We start from the raw sequence: 23115 nt of genomic DNA, 5'->3' as shown, positions 1-23115 counted from the left end.
GGTTTGCTAAGTTTAATTCGCTAACAATCACATACAGGTAATATTTGGAGGTGATATTCATGCAGCACTTGCGTCAATTATTAGAGATAGAAAACTCAGAGTTAGCCCAATTACTGCGGTTTAGTTTGTATGGACTAGAGGCTACTTTGAATCAGGCTCGCACAGAATTACCACTAGATCCAGGATCTAAAATATGTGATGATGTGCTGCAAGAACTTCATAACCTCTTACAACCTGCACCGCCACAGCAACATACTGGTTGGGAAGATACACAAGATGAGTTAAAACTAAATCACCTTCGAGAAGCTTTTAATTCTGACTCAGAACTTAATTATTATTTGGGTAATTCTCAACTGCAAAGCCAAACAGACTCAGACTTGTGGAATGAGATTCAACGCAAACTGTTGCGAGTCCCAGAGGATTTAGCTGCATCTTGGCAACAGCGCACCTTGGATTTAGCTCAAGAAGTTGGTGCGATCGCAGATAATTCTAACCTCTTTCAGCTTCCCTTTATCCGCGACGAAATTATCTACCCTGGACTTAGTGGTACTGTTCAAACTCAGGGATTATCTTTGTATCAAGAAGCACTTTCAAATTCCCTAAGTACTCAAGGGAATGCATCTGATTTACCAGCAGCATTCCTATTTTTATATATGAATTTTATCGAAATAGACCCAGATTTACATCATGCTTTAAAGAGCGTTTTTAGCTTCGATGTCATTTCCTTGCACTCCAAACCAGAACAGCGCGATCAATATATTGATGCTTTAAGCGATCGCTTCCAACGCACCCAAAAAGCAGAGAAAAACACTGATCCCCTATCAATTCTCCGTGCCTGGATTGACATGGACGAGGCTATACATTCCCTAATTTTTGTACCACCTGCTGAACGCTATTCTTGGTGGGGAAAGCTACAACATGAATCACGGCGCATCCTGAAGAAAGTCGCTGATGAAGCTATTAATGCAGGTAATGAAGTGCGAATTCGCCAATTATCGGGACTTTATGCAGATATCTGTGCTTTATCCAAGGATGACTTACAACTAGACTGTGGTGGTATTCCTGGCGAAGTCTTAACTTGTCTTCGGGTATATGCGCGAATTAATCAAGAAGAATCTCCAGGTCGTGTAATATTTCGCTCATCACGCTAGCTGCTAGCAACTTTTCTAATTCTTGAGATTATGAGGCAAGGCAGACAATTTTACAAATCCCCGCCTTGCCTCATAATCTAATGAAGGTAAAAACGTTTAAATTTAGAGAATGCCCCAGAAGTGTAAAATACCTTGACCAGAAAACACTTCAAGCGCAACAGCAGATAAAAAACCAATCATTGCAAAACGACCGTTCCAGTTTTCGCTCTGAGGAGTGAAGCCCCAGCGCAAAGCATTAGGATCTTCTGAAACCGAAGGCGTAGTCTTCTTAACGTCTGCCATAAATAATACTCCGAGCTTTTATGTTGTAACAGTTATAACTGCCTGTAAAGTAATGTAACAGGTTTTTACGAAAATGCAACATAAACTCAAATTTTTGGCTAAAAGATGAAAAAGGTAATCAAATCATTGATTTACTACTTTTAGATGACCAAGAACAAAAACTCTTGCTGATATAGATTCACAGCGTAAGCAACTACAAGTACTCGAAGAGAATGAAGCAACTCGTAAACAAGAAACTCAGCAGAAACGCGACAAGGTAAACCAAAGTATCCGTGAGTTACAACGAAATAGCAGAATTTCCTTTCAAAGATATACAGAGCAACTTTTAACTGTTGATGCTGTCGAAAAAATTATCCGCAATCTGTACGATGACAAAAAAGAGGCGAAGGAAGGTCTTGCTGGTTATCTAGTTGAGAAAATTCAACATGAGGCAGAACAGATAATCAAACTAAATTCTGATAAATTAACACCTTCAATTGAAGCTTTCCTCGGCTCATACCAAGAGGCTTTACTTAAACTACCAAATTTAGATATATCCATTGAGATACCCTTTGATGCTAAAGGAGCTTTTATAGGCAGACTTACAGGACTAACTAGCATTGGTGCTTTATCTGCTTGGGCAGCAGCACTAGGAAATCTTGGCGGTTATATCCTAGTAGCTAAGTTAGTTAGTCTTTTGTCTGCACTTGGCATTAGTATTGGTGGTGGCACTGCTACGTTAATTTCTTTCGTAGCAGCTATTGGTGGCCCAATAGTGCTAGGTGTAGGTTTAGTTGCTGCATTAGCTTTCGCTGTGTGGGGATTATTTGGAGAATCTTGGCAGAAGCGTTTAGCAAAGCAAATCGTTAAATATTTTGAAGAACAGCGTGTAAGTGATAAGTTCGCAGATGGAATTGATCAGTTTTAACGAGATACAATTAAGAGTTTTGAAAAAGGTGCTAACGCAGTAGAGGCAGACTGGAAGAAATATATTGAACACTTACGTGAGATAACTTCACCTACGATAGAATCAAAAGACCGTATTGAAGAGATTATCAAAATATTGCAGGCTAGTCATAATTTTTTCGGCGAAATTCCTTGGAAAGATATTAATTAGCAATGTTAATTAATAGCATATTCTGACTCCGAGACACCCTTTATTTTTAGGACAATAGCTCCTCTACTCATATACACTGCAAAGTCCTCTAAGGAAGACTTTTATTATTAAAATTTAATTTGATTTTTTGAATAGCATAGTATAAAATATTCTTAAAAAAATTAAACATTTCTGTCAATCATGTTCAAAAGCCCTCTACGATATCCTGGTGGTAAATCAAAAGCAATAAATCAAATAGTTGAATATTTACCAGAAAGCTTTTCAGAATTTCGAGAACCTTTTGTGGGTGGTGGTTCTGTATTCATTTATTTAAGACAAAAGTTTCCCGATCTCAAAATTTGGATTAACGATTTAAACCGCGAACTCTTCTTATTCTGGAAATTTGCCCAATCCGATCTAGCTCAGTTAGTTAAAGAAATTCGCCATATTAAAGTAAAGTATACAGATGGCAAATTATTGTTTCTAGAATTGACCAGTGTAGATGTCAATAAATTATCTGATTTAGAAAGAGCAATCCGCTTTTTTGTCCTCAACAGAATTACTTTTTCTGGAACTGTAGAATCAGGTGGTTTTTCTCAAGAAGCTTTCCATAAAAGATTTACTGATTCTTCAATAGAACGACTTGAAAAGTTAGAAAATATCTTATCAAAAAACGTCAAAATTACGAATTTAGATTATAGCCATCTATTGAAATCACAGGGTAAAGATGTATTTTTATTTTTAGATCCACCATATTTTAGTGCTACAAAATCAAAATTATATGGTAAAGATGGTGACTTGCACACTTATTTTGAACATCAGAGATTTGCTGAAGTTTTGCAACAATGTCATCATCGCTGGCTAATTACCTACGACAACTCAACGCAAATTCTAGAAAATTTTCAATGGGCTAATATTTCAGAGTGGGAATTACAGTACGGCATGAATAACTACAAACAAAGTGGTGCAGCTAAAGGAAAAGAGCTATTCATTACTAACTATGAAGTTCAACGGAATTTAGACAAAATCGCATCTTCTATTGCATAGTCCAGCAACCACGGTACTGCAAACTGCTGCGGTTCTTGAGGTGAATGAGTCCGTTGCCAATCAATAGTTCGTCGCAATGCTTGATCTAACGGCACAATTTCTTTGTATCCCAACTCTTGACGAATACGAGTTGAGTCTACAAACCAATCTTGCTCTGTATTACCAGGCAATTTCAACTCTGATGGTAACTGGCTTTTGGGTACGAGAACAACTTTACCCTGCCATCCTGCTATTTGCCCGACTTTGGTGATGCGTTGAGCTTCCGTAAGTGCTTCTACATCAGCGACATGATAAATGCGACCAGTTGCGCGTTCGTTTATTGCTGCTAGTGCGATCGCATACGCTACATTTTCTACATAGCCGTAAGAGCCACGCCATCGAGCGATACTGTCTTCCAAAACAATCGCAGGACGGTTATCATCCATCCGCTGAAGATAGGAATACAGGCGATGTCGGATATCTCTGGAACCATATACCATTGGCAAGCGTATAATCGTTCCAGGTAAGTTGGATGCCATCACTACCCGCTCCACCAGAATCTTTTCATAATCAATTGGCACAGCGATCGGTCTAGAGGGCATTTCCCGGTATGGATAAAGTTGTTGGCGCAGGGACGAATCTTCGGTAAGTGGTACAGGCACAACATCAGATTCCTTACCCCAAAGCACATCGTATGCACGATACACATCTATACTGCTGATTACAACAACACGCTGGGCAATATCCTCAAATGTGTTCGTTAGAGTTAGTGCATCTTGTTCGTTATAGGCAATCATATCTACCACGACTTGAGGTAAAAGCTGCCTAAACTTGCTTTTCATCTCCAAAAGATGGGAGCGATCGCCCAAAATTTCATGCACATTTGGTGGTAAGTTAGTTGTAGTTTTTCCCCGATGAAATACGCTCACTTCATGACCCATTGCAATCAGTTGATGGACTACAGGAGGGCCAATAAAATTTGTGCCACCAATGATGAGTATTTTCATTTTGGTTTCCATTTCATTACTATTTATGGATATTAGAATTGTTTGCAGATTAAATAGATGCAGATGTTTTCAAGATGATACTGTCAATTAAACCGTAAGCTTTTGCTTCTTCGGGACTCATGAAAAAGTCTCGTTCAGAGTCAAGTTCAATTTGCTCTGGCGATTTACCAGTATTGGCAGCGAGTATTTTGTTAATTAATTGGCGGAAATACAAAATTTCTTTGGCTGCAATTTCAATATCAGATGCTTTTCCCTGAACGCCTCCTAATGGTTGATGAATCATAATTCGAGCATTTGGTAGAGCATATCTTTTACCCTTACTCCCAGCAGCAAGCAAGAATGATCCCATTGAAGCAGCAATACCGATACATACAGTACAGACTTCTGAACGAATTTGATTCATAGCATCGTAAATAGCCATTCCTGCTGTCACCGAACCTCCAGGACTGTTAATATACAATGTGATATCTTGCTCTGGATCTTCAGCATCAAGAAATAGCATTTGTGCAACGATGAGGTTTGCTGTCTCGTCTGTAACTTCATTTCGCAAAAATATAATTCGCTCTGCAAGTAAGCGGGAATAAATGTCTAATGTTCGTTCCCCTCTTTCTGATTGTTGAATAATCATTGGGATGCTGAGTTGAATTTGATAATTCATATTTGATGTCTCCAAGTAATATAAAATATTCATTAAAAACTATGTTTTTAATAAAATGCTTAGGCTATTTTTTGAATAAATTAGGATTTTTATAACTCCTCAAATATTCCCATCTCACCAAGACGAATTGTAATAAGCTCAACGGACGTAATTGCTTTGTGAGGGCCATTCGGGGTATGAGCGGGTGTAAACCAAAATGTTCCTGCTTTGCATTTACGTCCGGCAGTTTCAATCGTTCCCTTCAGGACATAAACATATTCATCACAAGGATGGTAGTGAATTGGAATCACTGTACCAGCAATCATTTGTAGTCTATGAATTGAACCTTTTGGCACTGGTTCAGCTAATGGCAATAATTTTGTACCTGGAATAGGCTGAAACTCAAACCATGTTTCAGCTTCTGTGTCAACAAAAGTCTGTTTATTCATATTTAATTTTCCAAAAGCTCAATTTAATTTGGCTTGGCTAATACTCGTCCAACCACAAATAATAATGTTGCCAAGCTTTGAATTTAAATGTAGATATTGACGTGCAATATGTGAATTGCCACTTTAATTTGTGCAGATTATAGCTAAGATTTGCGGTAGTTTTTCATGCAAACTGTAGTTCCATCCACCATTTAGAAAATAACTAAGAACGATACTATCTAAAGCCTCATGTCTACCAACTGGTATTGACGAAAATACAGTACTGCGATTATTTGGTATTACTGTCTGCATCCTTACCTTGGACTCATGCATGAATTTGCCTTGCCACGGTTGGGAAAGTTCCATTGGTTCATTGAGCTTGATGGCCTTTTGAATCAAACCTTTATGTTCGAGTAGAAGTTTCGTACCCCCAACTACGGGTTGGATTGTCCAGGTGACAACTGAAGGCTGGCACATCATACTGTCTTGCCAAGTGAATGCCAGTCGTCTTGGCTCATCGAGTTCAATTACCTGACAGTCTATGTCTCCCTCCAACCCTGGCAGTGTCGAATGCACAAATCGGAATTTATGTCCCAAACGCGGCTCAAAATCGTTTTCCATTAGCCATATTGCCAATGCCTGGCGGTTAGTGAGTACCTGCCAAACCCGTTGGGGAGGATAGGGATAGAACACTTCCATATTCAAGTTTCGGAGCATCAATTTTCCTCCAAATAATTGCCAAGGGCATCGAGTTTTTCTTGCCAAAACTGCTCGTAATGAGCAATCCATTCAGATATCTGTTTCAATGGCTCCGGGTTTAGCCGATAGAAACGCTGTCGCCCTGCTTTTCGCATTTGTACTAAGCCTGCTTCACAAAGAATCTGTAAGTGCTGAGAAATTGCTGGCAAGCTCATGGCAAATGGCTGGGCTAGTTCTTTGACTGGTTGCTCACCACTACGTAACAGATCCAGTAGCGCCCTGCGTGTGGGATCTGCGATCGCCACAAAAACATCGGCACTGGCAGCAGGTCTACTCATTCCTATTAACCATATATTTAAGCAAATGCTTAACTGTTTATAGAATACATAAGTAATTGCTTAAATGTCAACTCCTGAGAACAGCAAAAAGTTGGGATTTTAGTTTCCCAAGCTTGACTGCTACTTTCTCATTTTTCGGTAGGATGGCTCCCATACCTACAAAAACCTTAGCTATGGCAACTTCCCCAATCCCTGCTCAAGAATCCTCTGTTAGCTGGTATATTCTGTTGCAACAATTAATAGATGGACAATCATTGTCTCGTACTCAATCTGCTGAATTGATGCAAGGTTGGCTCAGTGAAGCGGTTCCCCCAGAGTTATCAGGGGCTATATTAACAGCACTGAACTTTAGGGGTATTTCTGCCGACGAGTTGACTGGTATGGCTGAAGTATTACAATCTCAATGTTCCCCACTCAGCACTCACCACTCACCACTCACCACTGTCATAGATACCTGTGGCACTGGTGGAGATGGGTCATCAACCTTTAATATTTCCACAGCAGTTGCTTTTGTTGCGGCAGCTTATGGTGTACCCGTCGCCAAACACGGCAATCGTTCAGCATCAAGTCTTACAGGAAGTGCAGATGTATTGGAAGCCTTGGGTGTTAACTTAAGTGCCTCTAGCGAAAAAGTGCAAGCAGCACTACAAGAAGTGGGGATCACTTTCTTGTTTGCCCCTGGTTGGCATCCAGCACTCAAGGCGGTTGCGTCATTACGGCGGACTTTGAAAGTGCGAACAATTTTTAATTTGCTCGGACCGTTAGTAAATCCCTTGCGTCCAACTGGGCAAGTGGTGGGCTTATTTACTCCTAAGCTTTTGGTAACTGTTGCCGAAGCTTTACAGAATTTGGGCAAGGAAAAGGCGATTGTGCTGCATGGGCGAGAAAAACTTGATGAGGCTGGGTTAGGAGATGAAACTGACTTAGCGGTGTTATCAGATGGAGAAGTGCAGGTAACTACCATTAATCCCCTGGATTTGGATCTAACACCTGCTACCATAGGTATGCTTCGGGGTGGAGATGTCCAAAAGAATGCACTGATTCTCAAGGCTGTACTCCAAGGTAAGGGAACTCAGGCTCAACAGGATGCAGTTGCCTTAAATGCGTCGTTGGCACTGCAGGTAGCGGGTACGATCGCATTGCTCGATCATGCCGAGGGTATTAGAATCGCTAAGGATATCCTACAAAGTGGGGCTGCTTGGACGAAGTTGGAGCAGTTAGTTGAGTTTCTGGGGAATTGATTTGCGATCGCAATTGCGGGCGAAATTCTACCACATTACGCTTAATGGTGACATCGTAGTTGCCAAAAAAGTCATGTCCTAGAAGTCCAGTTTCTAGTTCCGCACCTGCGATCGCTACTGCTACTTTATTCACTATTACGCCGCCAACTGCCATGGAATTAACATAGCCCACAGGAAATTCTACAGCTCTGGAACTTGCGGTGTTTGCCTTAGCTCTCCCGACTGGCACAATTCCCAAAGCATCGGCCATCTGTTGGGTGATTACAGTGCCACTGGCTCCTGTATCCACAATCATCTCAAATTGTTGCTGACCATTGAAGGTGACTTCCACAATAGGCGTACCACCAATCCGCCTTTTAATCGGGGCTGTAAATACTGCTTCATCTGGAATCAGCACTACTGATGAAGGCAAAGCTGGTTTTGCTGGTAAGGGTTTTGTTTCTTCTGGAGGCGATAAAGGTAAGGTATACTTTGGTGTGGTTGCTGTCTGGGGAACAACAACTACTATCCTCTTCGGTTCGGCAACGCGTACAGGGCGAGGAGTAGCTTGGTGTTGGGCATATTTAATTTGGCGGCGATATTCAGTAATCTTAGTTTGAGCGATCGCAAATTCTGGGCTTTGTCGCCGCACTTTTCGCATCAGCGCGATCGCCTCTTCGTACTGACTCACCACCAATTTCCAATCATCTGGAGATTGAGCCGATTGGCTGATACTCCAAGCACCAACAGCTTTGTCTCGTCCCATCTCAAAAAGACTTGGTTCACTTTCAAATGGATCTACTAGCGGCTGCGCTTCTGGGGTAGCTGCTGGTCTTACTGGTTCAACGGTAGGCTGGACTGGTTCTAGATCCCCAATTGGCGTAGGTTGCTCATCGCCACCAGTAGCGGTGTTCAGTTTGTCTTCACTACAGGCAACGCACAAAACCGCTAGAGCGCTTGATACAAAAATCAGGGTTGCACGGGATAAAAAAGACTGAAGCATAATTAATTTTAACTGCCCAAGCTTTGCCAAATCCACTCCCGCTACTTTAATTCCCTTTTAATTTTAATTAACTATCTTAAAAACTCTCAACTGCTCAACTCATGGGATAATTAACAATCGCAGTATTAAGCAATGGGGAATGGGGAGCAGAGGAGACAAGGGAACAAGGGGGAATTTTTGAACAAGTCTCTCCCTTGTCTCCCCCCTCTTCCTTGTCTACCTAGTCTCTTCTCCATGCCCCATGCCCAATCCCCCATGCCCAATCCCCACTCTATCACCTATGCCCCTGACTGACTCAATACCAGCTTTACTTGTCCTAGCAGATGGAACCACTTATCGCGGTTGGTCTTTTGGTGCGACGGGAACCGCGATCGGAGAAGTGGTTTTCAACACTGGCATGACAGGCTATCAAGAAGTCTTGACTGACCCTAGTTACCGTGGCCAGATAGTCATTTTTACCTATCCTGAATTGGGGAATACTGGCGTCAATCTTGAAGATGAAGAATCAGATGGGCCCCAAGTGCGGGGTGCGATCGCCCGGAATACTTGTCACCGTCCAAGTAACTGGCGATCGACACAATCTTTACCTGACTACCTCAAACAAAATCAAGTACCAGGGATCTACGGCATTGATACCCGCGCCCTCACTCGCAAAATTCGGATGTTCGGAGCGATGAACGGTGGTATTTCTACAACCATTCTCGATGAAGCGGAATTGCTAGAGCAGGTACTAGCAGCCCCCAACATGGCAGGATTGAACCTAGTTCGTGAAGTCACCACCGCAACGGCTTATGAATGGTCTGATCCCACAATTCCAGCTTGGGAATTCAACGCTGAAGCTGCAGAAAATCACGGGGAAGCCTTTACCGTTGTTGCCCTTGACTTTGGCGTTAAACGCAATATCTTACGTCGATTAGTAAGTTATGGTTGCCGGGTAATTGTTGTACCCGCTGATACACCACCAGAGGACATCCTCAATTACAATCCAGATGGTGTGTTTCTTTCTAATGGGCCTGGCGACCCTGCTGCCGTCACGGAAGGGATTGCAACTGCCAAAGCACTCCTGTTAAGTGAAAAACCCATCTTTGGTATTTGTATGGGACACCAAATTTTAGGTCATGCACTAGGGGCAGAAACCTATAAACTCAAATTTGGTCATCGTGGTTTGAATCAGCCTGCCGGTTTACAACAACGGGTAGAAATTACTAGCCAAAACCATAGTTTTGCTATTGACCCAGATTCTTTACCTACGGCAGTTGTGGAAATCAGCCACCTGAACCTAAATGATCGCACCATTGCCGGGGTACGTCACAAATCTCTACCTGTGTTCTCCGTACAGTATCATCCAGAAGCTAGTCCTGGTCCCCATGATGCTGATTACTTGTTTGAGCAATTTGTTCAAGCCATGCGAACAGCACGTCAACCCCTTCGGGGAATTCAAAATTAAAAATTAAAAATTCAAAATGAAAGATTTCTTTTTGAACTATGCATTTTTAATTTGGAATTAGAGCAAAAAGCAAGAGTCGAGTTGTCGCATCTGAGATTAAATAAAAATAGCAAAATGCAAATGGGGGATCGGGGACTAGGGACTGGGGAAAAGTTTTCCAATTCCCATTACCCAGTACTCAATCCCCTATTCCAACAGATTGTAGACAACTTGCTCAAAAACCATCTATACTTGAGCGTTCACTTTAACTCATGAGGAGGGAATTATTGCTGAGCCACTGAATCTAACCGTTAGCCTGAGGGGCACTCGTGAAGTCCGGGATAACTGTCAGCTATTCCGCCTCACAGGTTTGTTAGATGCTTTTTCTGAGCCGACATTTCGCAAGACACTTGGCAGCAAGATAGACGAGGGTCCTAAGCACATTATTTTGGATCTCTCACAAATTGACTTTGTTGATAGCTCTGGCTTGGGTGCTCTGGTGCAGCTAGCCAAGCAGGCTCAAACTGCTGATGGCACTTTGCAAATTGTCACGAATGCCCGCGTAACTCAAACGGTCAAGCTTGTTCGCCTAGAGAAGTTTCTCTCCCTGCAAAAATCAGTTGAAGACGCTCTAGAAAACGTCAAGTAGTCTTGATTGCTCGAACTGAGAGTTAAATTTAGCTATCCAGATTCAATATCGGATAGCTTAATTTTTAAAACTTCTGGCAGAAAACCTCTCTCCTTGTGGGAGAGGCATAAAGCCAGTTAAGCTATTATGTTTAAAGTTGAGTAATAACTGAAGATATAGACACCCAACTCTTGGGTATGTAATCGTTGGCTAGAATATTGGATAAATAATCAAGCCTAAGATATTTGTTGTAATAAATACAAAGCCAGCAGATTTGTTTATAGATAGACTTGACTAGATACTGTATAGTTAAAAGTTGTCGCTTACTAAGTAAGTATGGCAATGTTACCAAGTAAAAGGGTAAATTTGATGTTCAAATTCTACCCCATCTTAGGCAGATACCACAAGAAGTAGGCAAAATTTGGTTTATAGGTGTTGACATCAGGGTGATTTAAAATGCCAACTCTCAATCAAAAAGATGAAAATAAGAAGTAATTTTGATAGTATTGATTATGCTAAGTATACTATCATGGCATACTTCAGAAAAATCAGTCTTTGCGAAGAATGCTTGCCAAATGTAGCCCGTGAAGGAATGATTTATTTGTGAAGTCACAGGAGGAAGAGCTATTAGATGGACAAGATGAAACTCCCAAACAGAGTTTATCTTGGACAGAAGCACTCTTGGCAACCACAGGGCCATTCCAACAGATTTCCCTCTCGCAAGTGCAACAAATTTCTCCTAGTGCTTTAGCATATTTGGGGGATGCAATTTATGAGTTGTATGTTAGAATGTTCTATCTGCTGCCATTACAGCGGTCAGGAATTTACCATCGTCTGGTAGTGGAGCAGGTAAGAGCAGAAACACAAGCGCTACATTTGCGATCGCTGATTCCTCATCTCAGGGATACCGAATTAGAAATTGTCCGACGGGGTAGAAACGCCGCAACAGGACGCCCTAAGCGACTTAATCCCGAAATTTATCAACAGGCAACTAGTCTAGAAACCTTAATAGGCTACTTATATATCACCGATTACCAACGTCTAACCGAACTGTTGCAAATACTTCATCTAGAAAAAGAGTGAAAACTCAATTTCGCAGTAGCCACAACACTAGATTAGGTTCAAAAAATTGAGGTAATCGGAACAATCAACCATACGCTATATCCATAACTAAAATGCAGGATAAACCCAGAAAAGTCAAGACTTCTAGCGAACCCAATCGGAGACAACCCGTAAAAATTAAAGGTAAACGTGTTGTGACTAATCCGACTAGCAATCCCAGAAAAGTAGATAGCAACCCTGTCTCTGTTGCGAATCCGACTAGCAATCCCAGAAAAGTAGATAGCAACCCTATCTCTGTTGCGAATCCGACTCGCAATCCCAGGAAAGTAGATAGCAACCCCATCTCTGTTGCGAATCCAACTCGCAATCCCAGAAAAGTAGATGGCAACACTATCTCTGTTGTTAATCCGAATCGCAATCCCAGAAAAATAGATAGCAACCCCAGTTATGGGAACTCTCGACAACGAAATAGCAACTTTTCCCAGCCGTCTGTATCTACACAATCAACAGAAGAAGATAACGATCTCATCTACGGTCGTCATCCAGTATTGAGTGCATTGCAAAATCAGCGCAATCTCAACCGTCTCTGGATTACTACCCGTCTGCGATACGATCCTAGCTTTCACCACTTTCTCTTGCAAGCAAAGGAAAATGGCACAGTTATTGATGAGGTTGAACCCAAGCGTTTAGACTATCTCACCAACGGCGCTAATCACCAAGGTGTGGCAGCACAAATTGCTCCCTACGCTTACATCGAATTGCCCGATCTAATTGAGCAATGCAAATCTGTAACCGATGCTGTAATTGTCGTGGCTGACGGAATTACCGATCCCCACAACCTGGGAGCAATTATTCGCACTGCCGAAGCAATAGGCGCTCAAGGATTGGTGATTCCTCAAAGAAGGGCATCTGGGATCACTTCCACTGTCATGAAAGTGGCAGCAGGTGCTCTAGAAAATTTTGCTGTAGCTAGAGTTGTCAACCTCAGCCGTTCCTTAGAAGAATTAAAAGAAGCTGGCTTTTGGATTTACGGCACTGCTGCAAGTGGCAGCGAACCTTTGCATACAGTCAATTTCACTGGGCCAATTGTTTTGGTAATCGGCTCAGAAGGTGAAGGTCTGAATATGTTAACTCAACGCTCCTGTGATTTTTTAGTATCGATTCCTCTACAAGGTAAAACTCCCAGCCTCAATGCTTCTGTAGCAGCGGGTATGGCGCTTTATGAGATTTATCGCCAGCGATCGCTAAATACGCTGCACTTAGATAAATTGCAAAAAATCTCTTTGAAAAAATAACAGTAACAGAGTATAAAGAAATGTAAAAGATAATAAAGCAGCATATCGTTTAACACCCTGTAGACGTTTATAAATCGGCTAAAACCATGAAAACCATTTGGCATAACCTCAAGGAAGTCTTAATTAACACATTCGACTACATCGGCTTGGCTTGGTGGGTAGAGATTGTGACGCAGAATCCCCGTTGCACGTATTACTTCGGGCCATTTCTAAGTTCTTCTGATGCAACATTAGCAAGCAAAGGCTACATAGAAGATTTGGAACTCGAAGGAGCGCAGGGAATTATTGTGAATGTCAAGCGCTGCAAACCTAATACCTTAACAATTGCTGACGACTTGGGGGAAAAATTTGACCGCAAAGTACAGCCTGCCTTTGGCGGTCAAATTTAAGTTAGGCCAGAGAATGAAAAGGATGCTCTGATGCAAAGACGTAAAGACATAAAGACACAGAAAATTCTTTTAGCGGGGGTTATTGCGTCTTTTTGACTCATTGCGTCACCACAGCTTCCCTCTCTATTTCTTCTTCGTCAATAGTCAAAATTTTTTTAAATATTAAATATTTAGACTATTGACTACCAATTACCTGCGGATGAACTTCAAGCCAATGGTCAATATCATTTAGCACCTGCTGGGGAACTTCCCACGGAAAAAGATGGGCGGTGTTGGGATAGCACTGCCACTGAGAATTGTTCAGGTGTTGAGCAGTTTGGAAGCTAGAATCAGATGTGATGTGGCGGTCTTGTTCACCAGCAAGTATTAAACTGGGACATTGTATTTGTTGCAAATCTAGAACCCGATTGTATCCTGATTGAATTGCACTATAGAGGGCGCGAGTAGCAGCAGAAGAAGTTTGCAAATAAGCTGGTACTGCTTCTTTGGCAATGTAATTGTAAGTAATAGATGTATGTTGTTGGATTAAGTAGCGGAAAAGCGATCGCTTACCAAAAGTTTCAATATTCCATTGCCAACTCGGTTTTATATAGTTCAATAGGGCAGCAACGCCAGTATATAAATTATCTTGCCAAGTGATAGGAGGATGACTGCCACGAGGTTTTGCAGCTGTCGCCACTAAAATCAGCCCAGTAACGCGCTCTGGCAAACGTAATGCCATCTCCATTGCCAGAATGCCTCCAAGTGACCATCCCAATACTAAGCACTTTTCAATCTGCAAACGGTCTAGAAGCGCTTCTAAATCAGTCAAATGGTCATGCATGTCAAAATTGCCGTTGTAGCGACTTTTGCCGTATCCACGTAAATCAGGGGCAAAAGTTTTGTAGCGTTTTGATAAATGATTGGTAAAGACAGAAAGACTACGGCCAGTGCCAGGATGACCATGTAAGCCCAAAATTGGGAATCCTTGACCTTGGATGTAGACATTGAGACGTGCAGCAGTTGTGGTGTGGCGATCGCTCATTACTAGCTGTTCTCCTGTCTAGCGAACAAATATTCTAAAATACGTTGATTTTCAGTTCTCAACCATCTAATTTCCGATCTGATTTCTCTGAGTTCAGTGACAATCGCTTCAAGGTTACGTACCTGCACTATGCTAAAAGAATATGTGCTATGCATTACTGCCAACTGCATTGATCGCAGCCTCCAGGGCGATCGCTACATGAGTCCAATGAGTCCCACCCTGGCAATAAACCACATACGGCGATCGCATTGGCCCATCTGCTGATAATTCCAAAGTACTCCCTTCAATAAATGTCCCCCCAGCCATCACCACCTGGCTCTCATACCCCGGCATATCATCTGGAACAGGGTCTAAGTAGGAACCGATAGGAGAATGCTGTTGTATGGCTTTACAGAAAGCAATTAGCTTTTGGGCAGAACCAAGTTTAATTGCCTGAATTACATCTCCACGGGGAGCCAGGGGAGCGGGATTTACTGGATATCCGAGTTTATCAAATACATAACCAGTAAGATAAGTCCCTTTCATCGCCTCTCCCACCATTTGCGGCGCGAGAAATAGCCCTTGAAACAGCAGGCGATTTTGGTCAAAAGTAGCACCGCCATAACTACCAATACCGGGAGCAGTGAGGCGACAGGCGGATGCTTCCACTAAGTCGGCGCGACCGACGACATAACCGCCAGCGCTGACAATGGTGCCACCAGGATTTTTAATCAATGACCCTGCCATTAAATCAGCACCTACGGCTGTGGGTTCCCTGGTTTCAATAAATTCGCCGTAGCAGTTATCTACAAAGCAAACGGTGTTTGGGTTTTGCTGTTTGACTAAGTGGACGATTTTTTCAATATCGGCAATTGATAAACTAGGACGCCAAGAATAGCCACAAGAGCGCTGAATTAAGACTAAACGAGTGTTTTCAGCCACATTAGTACTTAAAGCTTGCCAATCTATAGTTCCTTCGGGGGTTAGCTCCAATTGGCGGTAATTTATGCCAAACTCAATAAGGGAACCTTGACCTTGACCCCGTAAACCAATGACTTCTTCAAGCGTATCGTAGGGAGAACCGACCACTGCTAACATTTCATCTCCCGGACGGAGAACACCAAACAAAGCACAGGCGATGGCATGAGTTCCCGAAACGAACTGCACTCGCACAGCCGCAGCTTCAGCACCCATAACTTCGGCAAAAACTTTATCTAAAGTTTCTCGTCCTAAATCATCGTGACCATAGCCACTTACACCAGCGAAGTGGTGTGCCCCTACACGGTGATTACGAAAAGCATCCAGCACTCGTTTTAGATTATGCTTGACCTGAGTGTCAATTACAGAAAAAATTTCTAATAGTGCCTGTTCTGCTTGCCGCAGCTGTTCTAAGCTGTTCATCAGTTCCTCGTTCAAAAAAAATTATAGATATGCGGATTTTTAGATCGCACAGACTAGGCTGGAAAATTCAAATTCAGGTTACTGCATGACAATTGCTACCTCAACTAAACCTCAAATTAACTGGGTCAATACCCTGTTTTTCATTGGACTGCACATCGGCGCTTTATTTGCCTTTGTTCCTGGTAACTTTAGCTGGACGGCAGTTGGTGTGGGTTTCTTGCTGTACTGGGTGACTGGTGGTTTAGGCGTGACTCTAGGATTTCATCGCCTTGTCACCCACCGCAGTTTTCAAACTCCCAAGTGGCTAGAGTATCTCCTGGTTTTCTTTGGGACACTCTCCTGTCAAGGAGGCCCAATTGAGTGGATCGGGACACATCGCATTCATCATTTAAACTCTGATACTGATGCCGATCCCCATGATTCTAATAAAGGCTTCTGGTGGAGCCACATGGATTGGCTGATTCACTACTGTCCCGCTCACGCTGATGTTCCTCGTTTCACCAAAGACATTGCCGAAGACCCAGTTTATCAGTTTTTAGAAAAATATTTCATTTTGATCCAGGTTGCTCTAGGTGTATTGCTTTTGCTTCTAGGTGGCTGGCCATTTGTTATTTGGGGAATTTTTGTTCGCATTGTCTGGGTTTACCACTGCACTTGGTTGGTGAACAGCGCGACTCATAAATTTGGCTATCGCAGTTATGATTCTGGTGATAGATCGACTAATTGCTGGTGGGTAGCCGTACTAGTTTTCGGTGAAGGCTGGCATAATAACCATCATGCTTTTCAATACTCAGCTCGTCATGGGCTGGAATGGTGGGAAATCGATTTAACCTGGATGACAGTTCAATTGCTGCAAGCAGTTGGTCTGGCGACTAATGTGAAGTTGGCCCCAACAAAAGTTAGTTAGGAGAGACGCGATTAATCGCGTCTGTACAGGAGTTAGGATGTGTAGCGTTTTTAACTCATAACTCATCACCTCTAACTCCTAACTTTTCAAAAAGCTATTTACTTACGGGTGCGCTTGTGTCGTTTAGATTGCTATAATCCAAAGCGCTAATATTAAGAAATTTTGCGGCAAGTTACTTTTTGGTGACTTGGTGGAGGAGTTTGTTGTTTTTTAGGTGTCCATGACTACATCAATAATTAATAGCCAGAAACTAAGTGACGAGCCTAGTAATTCCGACTTGCGGCTCAAAGATATTGTCAAAACCCTGCCACGGGAATGTTTTCAGCAGAACCGTCGCAAAGCTTGGACACAAGTCCTACTGAGTGTCTTGGCAGTCGCCTTGGGCTATTACAGCCTGATTATCACTCCTTGGTTTCTCTTGCCCCTAGCTTGGATTTTTACGGGGACTGCTCTAACAGGTTTTTTTGTAATTGCCCATGATTGTGGTCATAGGTCTTTTGCCAAACGTCGTTGGGTAAATGATTTGGTAGGGCATTTCTTCATGATGCCGTTAATTTACCCCTTTCACAGTTGGCGGATTAAGCATAATTACCACCATACTCATACCAACAAGCTGGATGAGGACAACGCTTGGCATCCAATTAGACCAGAAGTGTTTGAAAATTGGGATAAAACCCGACAGTCTGCTTTTGAACTGTTCATGCGTAAACGCTTCTGGTGGGTAGGTTCCATTGGACATTGGGCTGTGGTGCATTTTGATTGGCGGAACTTCAAAACGAAAGACCAATCTAGTATCAAGCTGTCTGTGGCTGTAGTAGTTGCATTTGCAGCGATCGCTTTCCCGACTCTCATCGCCACAACTGGTATCTGGGGATTTGTCAAGTTCTGGCTAGTGCCTTGGATGATTTACCATTTTTGGATGAGTACTTTTACTATTGTTCACCACACTGCCGCAGATGTTCCTTTTGCGACAGCGAACAAGTGGAACGAAGCTCTAGCACAGCTATCTGGAACTATTCATTGTGATTATCCGCGTTGGGTAGAAATCCTGTGCCACGATATCAATGTTCATGTCCCTCATCATATTTCCACTGCTATTCCTTCTTATAATTTGCGGTTAGCTTACAGCAACATCAAAGAAAATTGGGAGCCTTATTTACATGATGAGTATCAGTTTTCTTGGCCTTTAATGAAGCAGATTACAGACCAATGTCAACTATACACAACTGATGTTGGCTATAAGACTTTCGACGAATATTATACAGAGCGATAAATAGCACTGTGGCTACACTCACGCTCTTGAACTCAACGAGAGCGTTTATCATGCTGTGTTTAAATAGAATTTGGCGACTTTTTACTAACTAAAAATTGTTAGGTAAATTGCCAAAAATTATCTTCTTTGGTGTTAGCGATCGCTAGTTTCGTGGGCATCCTAGAGGTGAGATGATTTTGTCTCAAATAAAGTTCCGATTTATATCCAACAAAAGAATCCAGTGCAATCAAATCTCGTCACGTTCAAAAATCCTGCTGACTGCGAAACGTCTGAGGATACGACTAAATTACCTTTCACTCTTCAAGATTTAAAAGTTGCAATCCCTGCTGAATGCTTTCAGCCCAATGTGACAAAATCACTTTTTTACTTTTTTCGTGACATCCTGATTATCGGTCTGCTTTATGCAGTAGCTAATTACCTGGATTCTTGGCTTTTCTTCCCGATTTTCTGGCTAATGCAAGGAACGATGTTTTGGGCTTTGTTTGTAGTCGGACATGACTGCGGACACCAATCTTTTTCTAAGCATAAATGGCTTAATGATTTGATTGGACATCTTTCTCACACACCAATACTTGTTCCTTATCATGGTTGGCGGATTAGTCACAGAACTCATCACAAAAATACTGGCAATATCGATAACGATGAAAGCTGGTATCCTGTGACAGAATCACAATATAAGGAGATGCCTTTAGCCCAAAAGATAGGCAGATATTATGTTTTTCTCTTGGCTTATCCTGTGTATTTGTTTAAGCGTTCTCCTAATAAAGAAGGCTCCCACTTCTTGCCCAGCAGTCCGCTTTTCAAGCCATCAGAAAAAGGGGATGTCATCACTAGTACTGTACTTTTGATTGGCATGGTAGGTTTGCTCGGTTTCCTCACCTACCAATGGGGTTGGATGTGGTTGCTGAAATATTATGCTGTGCCCTACCTTGTATTCATAATTTGGCTAGATTTGGTGACATTCTTGCACCACACAGAGGCAGAGCTTCCTTGGTATCGTGGAGAAGATTGGACTTTCCTGAAAGGCGCAATTTCTAGTATTGACCGTGATTATGGTTTGGTTAATCATATCCATCACGATATCGGTACTCATGTTGCTCACCATATATTCCTTAACATCCCTCACTACAATTTGCTAAAGGCAACTGAGGCAATAAAACCAGTAATGGGTGAGTATTTCCACAAATCGGAAGAACCAATTTGGAAGTCATTATGGCATTCATGTATCAGCTGTCATTTTGTACCTGATACTGGTAGTAAGGTTTACTACACATCCAACAATAAGTTAGCTAAAGGCTCAGACTACTAACACTTTGCGTAATTAGTAATTACGATTGTGTGAGAGTTTTAGACATTTTAAATAGGTGGCTTATTTACGTCGTACTGTACTAGCCCTGTCAAGGTAATAAAAGTAACCTTGACAGGGCTAGGATGTTATGGACTTTTGCAAGAAATCTAATAGACCTTTTGCACAAATGCAAAATTTGCCCACCCTGGGGGATCTTGCTACATCCCCCAACCCCTTCTCCAAATTTGGGAGAAGGGGAGCCAATTTCAAAGTCCTTCTCCCAAGCTTGGGAGAGGGATTTAGGGTGAAAGCTCATTGATTCATGCAAGAAATCTAATGACTACAGCTGCCTTGCTTTTGATGTTTTTCACCATGATGGTTGCAGCCACCCTGCTGATTATGGTGATGAGCACTATGATCATTACCGTGGGAGCAGTTTTGCAAATCTTGCTTCATCAGATTGTCGCTCATTTCCTGCAAAGATTCGTCCACTGGCTTTAAGCCAATCCAAGCATCAATCTTTTCTACATCGAATCCTACCTCGCGACGTAGGCTTTGCCCGCCGGAGGCATCGCCTATTTCTAACAAAGGACGGCGAATTAACAGTGGCTCTCTCAACATCAACTGCAAAGCGGTTTCTGCATCAATTTTTTCAGGAACCACCTCACCAGATTTTACCTTTGGAGCGGAACGATTAAACCATTCGGCTACGGGGCGATCGCCAAAAAAAGAACGCAACCGCTCAACTGTCCAAGGTTCTGTTAGCAGGTTGTATGCTACCACCTCATGACCAGCAGCTGTGAGCAAAACTTTTTGCTTAGTACCACCTTGACAGCCTGGTTTGCTATAGAAAATTACTCTTGCCATTTAACTACCTCCTAATTACTTAATTGTTTGTAGTTGGCGCTTTGAATGCTAAAGCAGCAATTACGAACCTATGAAATTAATCCTGACGATTCCTAATTAAAAATTCCTAGCCTGATGAGTAACTGAGTCAAACTCAAATCTCTCCTTCGGATCGGTTTCGCCGTAAACATTAAAAGTCACAGTTGGTTCATCACCCACTGCTTCTACACAGTGAATTGCATCGGGAGTAAAGCTAATAATATCCCCTGGAAATAGAGTTAGCTCTCCCGTCTGCTCAATTTTGTCCTGAAATTCAGGGCTATTAGTGCGTTGCCAAAAAGTATTTTTTTCCTGACCTTTTAACACCGCGACTATTCCCCATGTCCCATGATTATGAATGTTTGATCGGGTTCCTGGTGCAAATGTTACTGTTTGCACAGTCAAGGGAAAACCCAATTCATCGTATAGGAGTAAAACAGAGGTTCCCGTTTTGGGCGAAGGCTCTAAATTTTGACTTCGCACCCAGTAGGAATTTACTATTAAGCGCCTTACGAGCATCCGAATTTCTGGCAGACGGCTGGCTTGATCGTCTACATTATTGAGAACATCTTCTATCTCAGTTAAAAACCGATAAAGACGATAATTCTCTCTCAATAAATCCCATGCTCTTACAGATTTACAGGCTTGATGCTGACCATCGCCCGTTAGCAGCCAATCTCTACCTTTCATAATATTTAAATTGATAAGGGATAAGATTGGATGATCAGAATCGGAGAGACATTAGGCATATTACCTACAGGAAGTTGAGTCGGTATCGTGACAGGAGGAAAGATAGAGTTACTATCAGTAGCTGCTCCTAATAGGGAGTAAGAGGAATACGATCTGGTAGATAACCAATTGTTCATGATTTTTCACAAAAAGGGCATTGGGCACTTGTACTGAGCGAACGCGAGTGTGTCTCCAAGAGTTGCTGTTGGTGCAGCCTCTCCAAGAGTTGTATTGGGCATTGGTTATTTTACAGACTTGATTAATCGCGTCTCTACCCACACCCACTCTTTCTTGTCGAGAAGTGCATTGACTAATTAATCATCTTCTTCTGCTGGACGTGTCAAAATATCCAGGAGAATTCCGGCACCAAAATCATGCTTTTCGTCTATCTCTTTGACTTTGGTGCTGATTTGTTTTGCTTCGTCAATTTCTCCTAACTTTGCTAGTACTAATCCAGAAGCAGCATAAGCATTTAAGTACAATCGAATTTGTGGGTCTTCTTTGCGATTGACTAGTATCGGCTTAAGTTGCTCCCAGTCATCAGGAAATTTTTCTAGTTCTTTAATTTTATCTAATAATTTGATTGTTGTTTGTAGTGCAAGAGAATAATTATTTTTATAATAGAAAAATCTATATGCGGCTACCAATACATCTGTATTTTCACCAGTTTGTGCTAAAGCTTGTTGAATATATTTTTCTGATTCTGATGTGTTTTCCCAGTTTTGTGCAGCTAAAACTAATAAATTTTTGATGTCCTCTGGAACCTGGAACCATGAGAATTTGTTTGTATTAGCTTGCATAATAAAGTCCTGGAGAGTTAGGAGTTAGGAGTTACAAGTTGTTAATTACGAGTTAGAAGTTATAAATTCTTAACTCTTCACTTCTAACTCCTCACTCCTAACTTTTGTTAAAACAAAGTGAGAATGTACACCAAGGTGAATAAAACAATCCAAATAATGTCTACGAAGTGCCAGTAAATTTCTGTCATTTCGATGAAAGTATGATTGGTTGCAGAATATTCACCTGGAAGACGCGATCGCCACAATACACGTAATATCAATAACAGTCCCACAAAAACGTGCAAACCGTGGAACCCTGTCATGATATAAAAGCAGTTGGCGAAGACGTTGGTAGTCAGCCCGTATCCTAATGTTGAGTACTCATAAACCTGACCACCCAAGAAAATTGCCCCCATGATTGCGGTGATTGCGTACCACAGTTGCATTCCCTTGACATTATTCTTTTTAATCGCCGTATCACCGAAGTGAATGACGAAACTACTAGACACCAGAATAATGGTGTTAATTGTCGGTACAAGTAGTTCTACTTCACTTCCTTCTGGAGGCCAAACGGCTGTAGTACCTCGGAAAAACAAATAAGTGGCAAAAAATCCTCCAAACATCAGGGATTCAGAGGCGAGGAATGTCAAAAGCCCCCAAACTCTTAAATCTGGATGTTCTTCGTGTCCTGCACTGTGATCTTCGCTTGTCGTTCTAGCTATAGTCATAGATTTTTTGACAATATTATCCGCTGCGTCTGTTGTGGAAGCTTGAATGAAGAATGAAGTCTGAAGCGGCAAAATTTTCATTCTTCATCCAAAATCCTTGTTTAACCGGACTCTTCACTTGTTCAACAATTCTCAAAATCCCAAGTTCCGAGTTCTGAAGCTCAAATTCCGAGTTCTGAAGCTCAAATTCCGAGTTCCAAGCCCGGAGTTTTGAGTTCTGAAGCTCAAGTTTCGAGTTCCAAGCTCGGAGTTTTGAGTTCTGAAGCTCAAGTTTCGAGTTCCAAGCTCAAAGTTCCGAGTTCTGAAGCTCAAGTTTTGAGTTCCAAGCTCAAAGTTCCGAGTTCTGAAGCTCAAGTTCCGAGTTCTAAGGCTCAAGTTCCGAGTTCTAATATCATGTCCGCTAGATTACTTATTAAACCTGAAGAACCCCACCCCGCCAAAGCTACGCTTTGTCTC

General features: G+C 42.1%; 25 protein-coding genes. 12 read left to right on the top strand and 13 right to left on the bottom strand.

Annotated elements, in window-relative coordinates:
* The first annotated feature begins 59 nt into the window (after positions 1-59).
* Positions 60-1151 (top strand): hypothetical protein, encoded by a 1092-nt coding sequence (locus HWQ40_RS27890; RefSeq protein ID WP_292784607.1) that lies wholly within the window; start codon positions 60-62, stop codon positions 1149-1151.
* A 102-nt stretch (positions 1152-1253) separates the two neighbouring features.
* On the opposite strand, the gene HWQ40_RS27885 is transcribed toward HWQ40_RS27890, so the two are convergent.
* Positions 1254-1433 (bottom strand): high light inducible protein, encoded by a 180-nt coding sequence (locus HWQ40_RS27885; protein ID WP_069071239.1) that lies wholly within the window; start codon positions 1431-1433, stop codon positions 1254-1256.
* Between the two features lie 676 nt (positions 1434-2109).
* On the opposite strand from HWQ40_RS27885, the gene HWQ40_RS27880 reads away from it, so the two are divergent.
* Positions 2110-2340 carry a hypothetical protein gene (locus HWQ40_RS27880; RefSeq protein WP_292784604.1) on the top strand — a complete coding sequence of 77 codons (231 nt, stop codon included), beginning with the start codon at positions 2110-2112 and terminating at the stop codon, positions 2338-2340.
* A gap of 369 nt (positions 2341-2709) precedes the next feature.
* On the top strand, positions 2710-3555 hold the full coding sequence (locus HWQ40_RS27875; RefSeq protein WP_292784602.1) for a DNA adenine methylase: 846 nt from the start codon (positions 2710-2712) through the stop codon (positions 3553-3555).
* On the opposite strand, the gene HWQ40_RS27870 is transcribed toward HWQ40_RS27875, so the two are convergent.
* The 5 genes from HWQ40_RS27870 to HWQ40_RS27850 all read right to left on the bottom strand — a co-directional run bounded on the left by HWQ40_RS27870 (position 3516) and on the right by HWQ40_RS27850 (position 6643).
* On the bottom strand, positions 3516-4541 hold the full coding sequence (locus HWQ40_RS27870; RefSeq protein WP_292784600.1) for an NAD-dependent epimerase/dehydratase family protein: 1026 nt from the start codon (positions 4539-4541) through the stop codon (positions 3516-3518). The two genes, HWQ40_RS27875 and HWQ40_RS27870, sit on opposite strands and share 40 nt — an antisense overlap.
* 49 nt (positions 4542-4590) lie before the next feature.
* Positions 4591-5199 carry an ATP-dependent Clp endopeptidase proteolytic subunit ClpP gene (gene clpP / locus HWQ40_RS27865; protein ID WP_292784597.1) on the bottom strand — a complete coding sequence of 203 codons (609 nt, stop codon included), beginning with the start codon at positions 5197-5199 and terminating at the stop codon, positions 4591-4593.
* An 89-nt stretch (positions 5200-5288) separates the two neighbouring features.
* The gene (locus tag HWQ40_RS27860) at positions 5289-5627 is read right to left on the bottom strand and encodes a cupin domain-containing protein (protein WP_292784594.1); all 339 of its coding nucleotides are present in this window, start codon (positions 5625-5627) and stop codon (positions 5289-5291) included.
* Between the two features lie 123 nt (positions 5628-5750).
* Positions 5751-6323, bottom strand: a complete 573-nt coding sequence (locus tag HWQ40_RS27855) for an SRPBCC domain-containing protein (RefSeq protein WP_292784592.1) — start codon at positions 6321-6323, stop codon at positions 5751-5753.
* Complete coding sequence (locus tag HWQ40_RS27850; RefSeq protein WP_229492935.1) at positions 6323-6643, bottom strand: metalloregulator ArsR/SmtB family transcription factor; 321 nt, start codon at positions 6641-6643, stop codon at positions 6323-6325. The genes HWQ40_RS27855 and HWQ40_RS27850 overlap by 1 nt, the downstream gene beginning before the upstream one ends.
* 173 nt (positions 6644-6816) lie before the next feature.
* Here HWQ40_RS27850 and trpD point away from each other — a divergent pair, with 173 nt between their 5' ends.
* On the top strand, positions 6817-7884 hold the full coding sequence (trpD, locus tag HWQ40_RS27845) for an anthranilate phosphoribosyltransferase (protein ID WP_292784590.1): 1068 nt from the start codon (positions 6817-6819) through the stop codon (positions 7882-7884).
* Here trpD and HWQ40_RS27840 read toward each other — a convergent pair.
* The gene (locus HWQ40_RS27840; protein WP_292784588.1) at positions 7814-8866 is read right to left on the bottom strand and encodes a retropepsin-like aspartic protease; all 1053 of its coding nucleotides are present in this window, start codon (positions 8864-8866) and stop codon (positions 7814-7816) included. The two genes, trpD and HWQ40_RS27840, sit on opposite strands and share 71 nt — an antisense overlap.
* 280 nt (positions 8867-9146) lie before the next feature.
* Here HWQ40_RS27840 and carA point away from each other — a divergent pair, with 280 nt between their 5' ends.
* From carA to HWQ40_RS27815, 5 genes are all read left to right on the top strand, one after another.
* Positions 9147-10313 (top strand): glutamine-hydrolyzing carbamoyl-phosphate synthase small subunit, encoded by a 1167-nt coding sequence (carA, locus tag HWQ40_RS27835; protein WP_292784647.1) that lies wholly within the window; start codon positions 9147-9149, stop codon positions 10311-10313.
* Positions 10314-10575: 262 nt separating this feature from the next.
* Positions 10576-10941 carry an STAS domain-containing protein gene (locus HWQ40_RS27830; RefSeq protein WP_084227153.1) on the top strand — a complete coding sequence of 122 codons (366 nt, stop codon included), beginning with the start codon at positions 10576-10578 and terminating at the stop codon, positions 10939-10941.
* Between the two features lie 582 nt (positions 10942-11523).
* The gene (locus tag HWQ40_RS27825; RefSeq protein ID WP_194044898.1) at positions 11524-12003 is read left to right on the top strand and encodes a ribonuclease III domain-containing protein; all 480 of its coding nucleotides are present in this window, start codon (positions 11524-11526) and stop codon (positions 12001-12003) included.
* A gap of 92 nt (positions 12004-12095) precedes the next feature.
* Entirely contained in the window at positions 12096-13277 is a 1182-nt protein-coding gene (gene rlmB, locus HWQ40_RS27820) for a 23S rRNA (guanosine(2251)-2'-O)-methyltransferase RlmB (RefSeq protein ID WP_292784585.1), read from the top strand.
* An 86-nt stretch (positions 13278-13363) separates the two neighbouring features.
* Positions 13364-13666, top strand: coding sequence for a DUF1816 domain-containing protein (locus HWQ40_RS27815; RefSeq protein WP_292784583.1), 303 nt, complete (start codon positions 13364-13366; stop codon positions 13664-13666).
* Positions 13667-13841: 175 nt separating this feature from the next.
* Here HWQ40_RS27815 and HWQ40_RS27810 read toward each other — a convergent pair whose 3' ends face one another.
* Positions 13842-14690 carry an alpha/beta hydrolase gene (locus HWQ40_RS27810; protein ID WP_292784581.1) on the bottom strand — a complete coding sequence of 283 codons (849 nt, stop codon included), beginning with the start codon at positions 14688-14690 and terminating at the stop codon, positions 13842-13844.
* A 147-nt stretch (positions 14691-14837) separates the two neighbouring features.
* On the bottom strand, positions 14838-16070 hold the full coding sequence (locus HWQ40_RS27805) for a methionine gamma-lyase family protein (RefSeq protein ID WP_292784579.1): 1233 nt from the start codon (positions 16068-16070) through the stop codon (positions 14838-14840).
* An 85-nt stretch (positions 16071-16155) separates the two neighbouring features.
* On the opposite strand from HWQ40_RS27805, the gene HWQ40_RS27800 reads away from it, so the two are divergent.
* The 3 genes from HWQ40_RS27800 (at position 16156) to HWQ40_RS27790 (ending at position 19559) form a co-directional block, all read left to right on the top strand.
* Positions 16156-16977: an acyl-CoA desaturase gene (locus tag HWQ40_RS27800; RefSeq protein WP_292747045.1), complete on the top strand. Its 822-nt coding sequence runs from the start codon at positions 16156-16158 to the stop codon at positions 16975-16977.
* A gap of 220 nt (positions 16978-17197) precedes the next feature.
* Positions 17198-18250, top strand: coding sequence for a fatty acid desaturase (locus HWQ40_RS27795; protein WP_292784576.1), 1053 nt, complete (start codon positions 17198-17200; stop codon positions 18248-18250).
* Between the two features lie 220 nt (positions 18251-18470).
* The gene (locus HWQ40_RS27790) at positions 18471-19559 is read left to right on the top strand and encodes a fatty acid desaturase (protein WP_292784574.1); all 1089 of its coding nucleotides are present in this window, start codon (positions 18471-18473) and stop codon (positions 19557-19559) included.
* 312 nt (positions 19560-19871) lie between these two features.
* Here the strand turns inward: HWQ40_RS27790 and HWQ40_RS27785 are convergent, their stop codons facing one another.
* The 4 genes from HWQ40_RS27785 to HWQ40_RS27770 form a co-directional block, all read right to left on the bottom strand.
* Positions 19872-20405, bottom strand: coding sequence for an ArsC/Spx/MgsR family protein (locus HWQ40_RS27785; protein ID WP_292784571.1), 534 nt, complete (start codon positions 20403-20405; stop codon positions 19872-19874).
* Positions 20406-20501: 96 nt separating this feature from the next.
* The gene (locus tag HWQ40_RS27780; protein WP_292784568.1) at positions 20502-21113 is read right to left on the bottom strand and encodes a cupin; all 612 of its coding nucleotides are present in this window, start codon (positions 21111-21113) and stop codon (positions 20502-20504) included.
* Positions 21114-21466: 353 nt separating this feature from the next.
* The gene (locus HWQ40_RS27775; protein WP_292784565.1) at positions 21467-21952 is read right to left on the bottom strand and encodes a hypothetical protein; all 486 of its coding nucleotides are present in this window, start codon (positions 21950-21952) and stop codon (positions 21467-21469) included.
* 107 nt (positions 21953-22059) lie between these two features.
* Entirely contained in the window at positions 22060-22659 is a 600-nt protein-coding gene (locus HWQ40_RS27770) for a heme-copper oxidase subunit III (protein WP_292784644.1), read from the bottom strand.
* Positions 22660-23115: the final 456 nt, after the last annotated feature.

The sequence above is a fragment of the Nostoc sp. NMS9 genome, from assembly GCF_017114995.1.
Taxonomy (GTDB): domain Bacteria; phylum Cyanobacteriota; class Cyanobacteriia; order Cyanobacteriales; family Nostocaceae; genus Nostoc.
This window is presented reverse-complemented; position numbering and strand designations above follow the sequence as displayed.

Coding starts and splice junctions, on each gene's coding strand:
- HWQ40_RS27890 (WP_292784607.1), top strand. CDS start 60: ATGCAGCACTTGCGTCAATTATTAGAGATAGAAAACTCAGAGTTAGCC.
- HWQ40_RS27885 (WP_069071239.1), bottom strand. CDS start 1,433: ATGGCAGACGTTAAGAAGACTACGCCTTCGGTTTCAGAAGATCCTAAT.
- HWQ40_RS27875 (WP_292784602.1), top strand. CDS start 2,710: ATGTTCAAAAGCCCTCTACGATATCCTGGTGGTAAATCAAAAGCAATA.
- HWQ40_RS27870 (WP_292784600.1), bottom strand. CDS start 4,541: ATGAAAATACTCATCATTGGTGGCACAAATTTTATTGGCCCTCCTGTA.
- clpP (WP_292784597.1), bottom strand. CDS start 5,199: ATGAATTATCAAATTCAACTCAGCATCCCAATGATTATTCAACAATCA.
- HWQ40_RS27860 (WP_292784594.1), bottom strand. CDS start 5,627: ATGAATAAACAGACTTTTGTTGACACAGAAGCTGAAACATGGTTTGAG.
- HWQ40_RS27855 (WP_292784592.1), bottom strand. CDS start 6,323: ATGCTCCGAAACTTGAATATGGAAGTGTTCTATCCCTATCCTCCCCAA.
- HWQ40_RS27850 (WP_229492935.1), bottom strand. CDS start 6,643: ATGAGTAGACCTGCTGCCAGTGCCGATGTTTTTGTGGCGATCGCAGAT.
- trpD (WP_292784590.1), top strand. CDS start 6,817: ATGGCAACTTCCCCAATCCCTGCTCAAGAATCCTCTGTTAGCTGGTAT.
- HWQ40_RS27840 (WP_292784588.1), bottom strand. CDS start 8,866: ATGCTTCAGTCTTTTTTATCCCGTGCAACCCTGATTTTTGTATCAAGC.
- carA (WP_292784647.1), top strand. CDS start 9,147: ATGCCCCTGACTGACTCAATACCAGCTTTACTTGTCCTAGCAGATGGA.
- rlmB (WP_292784585.1), top strand. CDS start 12,096: ATGCAGGATAAACCCAGAAAAGTCAAGACTTCTAGCGAACCCAATCGG.
- HWQ40_RS27815 (WP_292784583.1), top strand. CDS start 13,364: ATGAAAACCATTTGGCATAACCTCAAGGAAGTCTTAATTAACACATTC.
- HWQ40_RS27810 (WP_292784581.1), bottom strand. CDS start 14,690: ATGAGCGATCGCCACACCACAACTGCTGCACGTCTCAATGTCTACATC.
- HWQ40_RS27805 (WP_292784579.1), bottom strand. CDS start 16,070: ATGAACAGCTTAGAACAGCTGCGGCAAGCAGAACAGGCACTATTAGAA.
- HWQ40_RS27800 (WP_292747045.1), top strand. CDS start 16,156: ATGACAATTGCTACCTCAACTAAACCTCAAATTAACTGGGTCAATACC.
- HWQ40_RS27795 (WP_292784576.1), top strand. CDS start 17,198: ATGACTACATCAATAATTAATAGCCAGAAACTAAGTGACGAGCCTAGT.
- HWQ40_RS27785 (WP_292784571.1), bottom strand. CDS start 20,405: ATGGCAAGAGTAATTTTCTATAGCAAACCAGGCTGTCAAGGTGGTACT.
- HWQ40_RS27780 (WP_292784568.1), bottom strand. CDS start 21,113: ATGAAAGGTAGAGATTGGCTGCTAACGGGCGATGGTCAGCATCAAGCC.
- HWQ40_RS27775 (WP_292784565.1), bottom strand. CDS start 21,952: ATGCAAGCTAATACAAACAAATTCTCATGGTTCCAGGTTCCAGAGGAC.
- HWQ40_RS27770 (WP_292784644.1), bottom strand. CDS start 22,659: ATGACTATAGCTAGAACGACAAGCGAAGATCACAGTGCAGGACACGAA.